General features: G+C 73.6%; 5 protein-coding genes. 2 read left to right on the top strand and 3 right to left on the bottom strand.

Annotated features, from left to right (window positions below; all coding sequences use genetic code 11):
- Positions 1-36: 36 nt before the first annotated feature.
- From ACFWFR_RS17815 to ACFWFR_RS17805, 3 genes are all read right to left on the bottom strand, one after another.
- On the bottom strand, positions 37-636 hold the full coding sequence (locus ACFWFR_RS17815) for a DUF4203 domain-containing protein (protein ID WP_191802880.1): 600 nt from the start codon (positions 634-636) through the stop codon (positions 37-39).
- 24 nt (positions 637-660) lie between these two features.
- The gene (locus ACFWFR_RS17810) at positions 661-1056 is read right to left on the bottom strand and encodes a universal stress protein (RefSeq protein ID WP_191802882.1); all 396 of its coding nucleotides are present in this window, start codon (positions 1054-1056) and stop codon (positions 661-663) included.
- 208 nt (positions 1057-1264) lie between these two features.
- Complete coding sequence (locus tag ACFWFR_RS17805; RefSeq protein WP_377623921.1) at positions 1265-2095, bottom strand: IclR family transcriptional regulator; 831 nt, start codon at positions 2093-2095, stop codon at positions 1265-1267.
- Positions 2096-2207: 112 nt separating this feature from the next.
- On the opposite strand from ACFWFR_RS17805, the gene eda reads away from it, so the two are divergent.
- A complete protein-coding gene (gene eda / locus ACFWFR_RS17800; protein ID WP_377623920.1) occupies positions 2208-2963 on the top strand; it encodes a bifunctional 4-hydroxy-2-oxoglutarate aldolase/2-dehydro-3-deoxy-phosphogluconate aldolase in 756 nt (251 codons plus the stop codon).
- A 6-nt stretch (positions 2964-2969) separates the two neighbouring features.
- Entirely contained in the window at positions 2970-4100 is a 1131-nt protein-coding gene (locus ACFWFR_RS17795) for a sugar kinase (protein ID WP_191802888.1), read from the top strand.
- The last annotated feature ends 44 nt before the right edge of the window (positions 4101-4144 follow it).

Genomic DNA, 4144 nt, shown 5'->3' with positions numbered 1-4144 from the left:
CACAAGAACTCCGCACTCAGCGGAAGGTGGGGCGCCTCAGCGCTTGGCGGGCTCCTCGCCGCGCGTGATGCCCAGGCGCTTGGCGAACAGCTTGCGCTGCACGAGCCACCCGGCCAGCGCGAGCGCGGCCCACGCCAGGAACGACACGACCTGCTCCCACCCCACGGACGGGTCGCGCAGGAACCCCAGGGTGTCGGGGGAGACGCGGCCCAGGCCGCCCAGCACGATGCCCGCACCACCGATCGTCGTGAGCCACAGCAGTGCCCGGCGCCGGTACTTGTCGGCGAGGAAGCCGCACGCCGCCGCGACCGCGATGACGATGATCGCCGCGAGGACCCAGTTGCCCGAGTCGCCCGAGACCGTGCCGTAGAGCTTGGCGCCGATCACGGCCCCCGTCACGATCCCGATGAAGAACGACGCGAGCTTGAACACGAACGCCACGGCGATCCAGGCGACGAGCCCGCCGAGCACCCCGACGAGCAGGGCCGTGGTCTGGCTCGCCCCGAACAGGTCGCCCAGCATCCAGCCGAGGCCGAACCCGGAGGCGATCACCGCCAGGTGGACCGAGCCGACGCCGAGGAAGCACAGGAGCAACCCGACGGCGACGATGACGAGACCTGCGACGACCGGGTCCATGAGACCTCCTGGCGTGAGGTGGGGCTAGTGCTTGGCCTTGATGACCAGCACGGGTGCGTGGGCGTCGAGCAGGACGCGCTGCGTGGTGCTGCCGAGCAGGAACTTGCCGACGGGGGAGCGCTTGCGCGAGCCGATCACGACGAGGCTCGCGGTCAGGCGCTCGGCCTCGTCGAGGATCGCGTCCGCAGGGTCGATCCGAGACTCGCGGTACGTGACGGTCGCCGCGGGGGTGCCCGCGGGCAGGGCGTCGAGCAGGTGCGCCAGGTCGGGCGGGAGGGGCGGGTCGTCCTGCGGCGGGCCCTCGAGCGGGGTCAGGACGAAGACCGCCAGCGGCAGGTCTCGGCGGACCGCCTCGGCGGCTCCGGCGTGCAGGGCCGCCTCACCCTGTGGCGAGTCGTTGTAGGCCACAAGAACGGTCATCGCCGTTGTGCTCCTCGTTCGTCGTGCCCGGGTCAGCGGGCAGATCGCGTGTGCCCTCGCACTCTCTCACACCCCGGGGGTCCCTGCAGGGAGCGTGGGAGCGCGTCGCGGGACCGGATGCCCGACGGCGCCGCGGCCCCCGCTGCGCTCGCCCGAGGTCGCGGGCTCCCGGGGCGGGCACGGGTGGCGCCGGGCGTCCCCTCGCAGGTCAGGCGTCCGTGGCCAGCACGTCGGGGAGACTCAGCGACGGGGGCAGGAGGGGTGGGGCCACGGAGCGGACGATCCGGGCGAGCTCGCGGTGCCGGTCTGGTCCCATGCGGTCGGCGGGCGCCGTCACGGACAGCGCGGCGACGGCCTGTCCCGCGCGCAGCAGCGGCACCGCGAGGCAGCTGATGCCGGGCTCGTTCTCCTCGGCCTCGGTCGCGTAGCCCGCGGCCCGGGCGGCGGTCAGCGTGTCCCACAGGGAGTCCGCGGTGACCGTCGTGGCACCCGTGTCGCCGGTCGCGGCGGCGTACCAGGACATGCCCGAGCGGTCGGTGGTCCGGAACGCGAGGAGCGCCCGTCCGAGCGCGGTCGTCGCGGCGGGCCGGCGTCGTCCGACCGCCGACCAGACCCGCACGGCGCGCGCGGGCTCGACCTTGTCGAGATAGACGATCTCCGGGCCGGACAGCACGCCGAGGTGGACGAGCTCGCCCGACGCCTCGCACACGGCCGTGAGCGCCGGGCCCAGGAGCGCCGGCAGGTTCTCCTCGCCCAGGAACGTGTCGCCGAGCGCGGTCGCGGCGGGGCCCAGGCGATAGCTGCCCGTCGCGGGGTCCTGGTCCGCGTAGCCGCGGAAGCGCAGGGCCGAAAGCGTGCGGTGCAGCGAGGTCTTGTTCAGGCCGAGCTCGGCGGCGAGCGCGCCCAGGGTGAGCCCGTGCGGTCCTGCGGCAGCGAGCCGCTCGAGGGTGAGCAAGGCCTTGTCGACCGAGCCGAGGGGACTGCTCGTGGAGCCAGGGTCTGCCGGTGCGTGGTCTGCCGAGGAGCGGACTGTCGGCACGGGGTCGCCAGGGGTCTCGGCGCCCGGACGGGCTACCACGTGGACGCACCGCTCGCGTAGAGTGATTTCGCATTCCAGAACATCCGTTCACTATAACGAAACGCGAGGCCTCATGTCACCCGCAGCGCCCCCGACCGACGTCGACCAGCTCTTCGCCAGGGTGCGGGTCGTGCCCGTGGTCGTCGTGGAGGACGAGGCGCAGGCGCTCGCCCTCGGAGCCGCTCTCCTGGACGGCGGCCTGCCCATCGCCGAGATCACCTTCCGCACCGCCGGTGCCCGCGCCGCGATCGCCGCCGTCACGTGCGAGCTCCCTGAGCTCGTGACAGGGGCCGGCACGGTGATCAACGTCGACCAGGTCGACCAGGCCGTCGACGCCGGTGCGCGCTTCCTCGTCTCTCCCGGGTTGAGCGTCGACGTCGTGCGCCGGGCCCAGCACCACGGCCTGCCGATTTTCCCGGGCGTCGCGACGCCGTCGGACGTCATGGCCGCCCTGGCCCTGGGGCTCGACGTCGTGAAGTTCTTCCCCGCCGGGATCAACGGGGGAGTGCCCGCGATCAGGGCGCTGTCCGCGCCGTTCCCCGGCCTGCGGTTCGTCCCCACGGGCGGTGTGAGCGCGGCCAACGCGACCGAGTACCTCTCGGTGCCCTCCGTCCTGGCCGTGGGCGGCTCCTGGATGGTCGAGAAGTCCCTCGTGGAAGCCGGGGACTTCGCCGAGATCACGCGTCGCTCCGCGCAGGCCGTCGCGCTCGCGGCATCGCTCGCACCCGCCCGGGAAGCCGCCGTGCCGGACGCGCAAGCCGCGGACGCCGTGCCTCCGGCACCCGCAGGACCGACCGCCCCCACCGCACCCGTCGCCGCAGGAAAGTGAGCTGACATGACCGACACGACCCCCCGCCCCGCGGGCGCCCCCCTGAACCTGCGCCCGGCCGCGGACTGCACCTACGACGTCGTCTCCCTGGGCGAGGTCATGCTGCGCCTGGACCCGGGGGAGCGGCGCATCAAGACCACCCGCTCGTTCGACGCGTGGGAGGGCGGCGGGGAGTACAACGTGGCGCGCGGCCTGCGCCGGTGCTTCGGTCTGCGCGGCGCGATCGTCACGGCGCTGGCGGACAACGAGGTCGGTCGCCTGGTCGAGGACCTCATGCTCACGGGCGGCCTCGACACGAGCTGGGTGCAGTGGGTGCCCTACGACGGGATCGGTCGCACGGTCCGCAACGGGCTCAACTTCACCGAGCGCGGCTACGGCGTGCGCGGCGCGGTGGGCGTGAGCGACCGCGGCAACACCGCGATCGCCCAGATGCAGCCCGGGGACGTCGACTGGGACGAGCTGTTCGGTCGTCGCGGCGTGCGCTGGCTCCACACGGGCGGGATCTTCGCGGCGCTGTCCGCGTCGTCCGCGGACGTGGCCGAGGCCGCCATGCAGGCCGCACGCCGGCACGGCACGATCGTGTCCTACGACCTCAACTACCGCCCCTCGCTGTGGCAGGGCATCGGCGGCCCGGCGCGCGCGCAGGAGGTCAACCGCCACCTCGCGCAGTACGTCGACGTCATGATCGGCAACGAGGAGGACTTCACGGCGAGCCTCGGGTTCGAGATCGAGGGCGTGGACGAGAACCTGACGGACCTGGACACCGCGGCGTTCCGCGCCATGATCGAGACCGCCGCGGCCGCGTACCCGAACTTCCAGGTCATCGGCACCACGCTGCGGGCCGTGCGGTCCGCGACGCGCAACGACTGGGGGGCCGTCGCGTGGTCCCGGGTCCAGGGGTTCGCCGAGGCCACGCACCGCGCGGACCTCGAGATCCTCGACCGCGTGGGCGGGGGCGACTCGTTCGCCTCGGGCCTCGCGTACGGGCTCATGGAGCTCGGGAGCATCCAGGAGGCCGTCGAGTACGGCGCCGCCCACGGTGCGATCGCCATGACCACGCCCGGCGACACGTCGACGGCGTCGCTCGCCGAGGTCCGCAAGCTCGCCTCGGGCGGGAGCGCGCGCGTGCAGCGCTGACGCGGCACGCCGAGATGCGGCGAACGGGGGTCCAGGAGCGCTCT

This window comes from Oerskovia sp. NPDC060287, from assembly GCF_042726775.1.
Lineage (GTDB): Bacteria > Actinomycetota > Actinomycetes > Actinomycetales > Cellulomonadaceae > Oerskovia > Oerskovia merdavium.
The sequence above is the reverse complement of the archived record's forward strand: the minus strand, read 5'-3'. Positions and strand labels throughout refer to the sequence as shown.

Coding starts and splice junctions, on each gene's coding strand:
- ACFWFR_RS17815 (WP_191802880.1), bottom strand. CDS start 636: ATGGACCCGGTCGTCGCAGGTCTCGTCATCGTCGCCGTCGGGTTGCTC.
- eda (WP_377623920.1), top strand. CDS start 2,208: ATGTCACCCGCAGCGCCCCCGACCGACGTCGACCAGCTCTTCGCCAGG.
- ACFWFR_RS17795 (WP_191802888.1), top strand. CDS start 2,970: ATGACCGACACGACCCCCCGCCCCGCGGGCGCCCCCCTGAACCTGCGC.
- ACFWFR_RS17810 (WP_191802882.1), bottom strand. CDS start 1,056: ATGACCGTTCTTGTGGCCTACAACGACTCGCCACAGGGTGAGGCGGCC.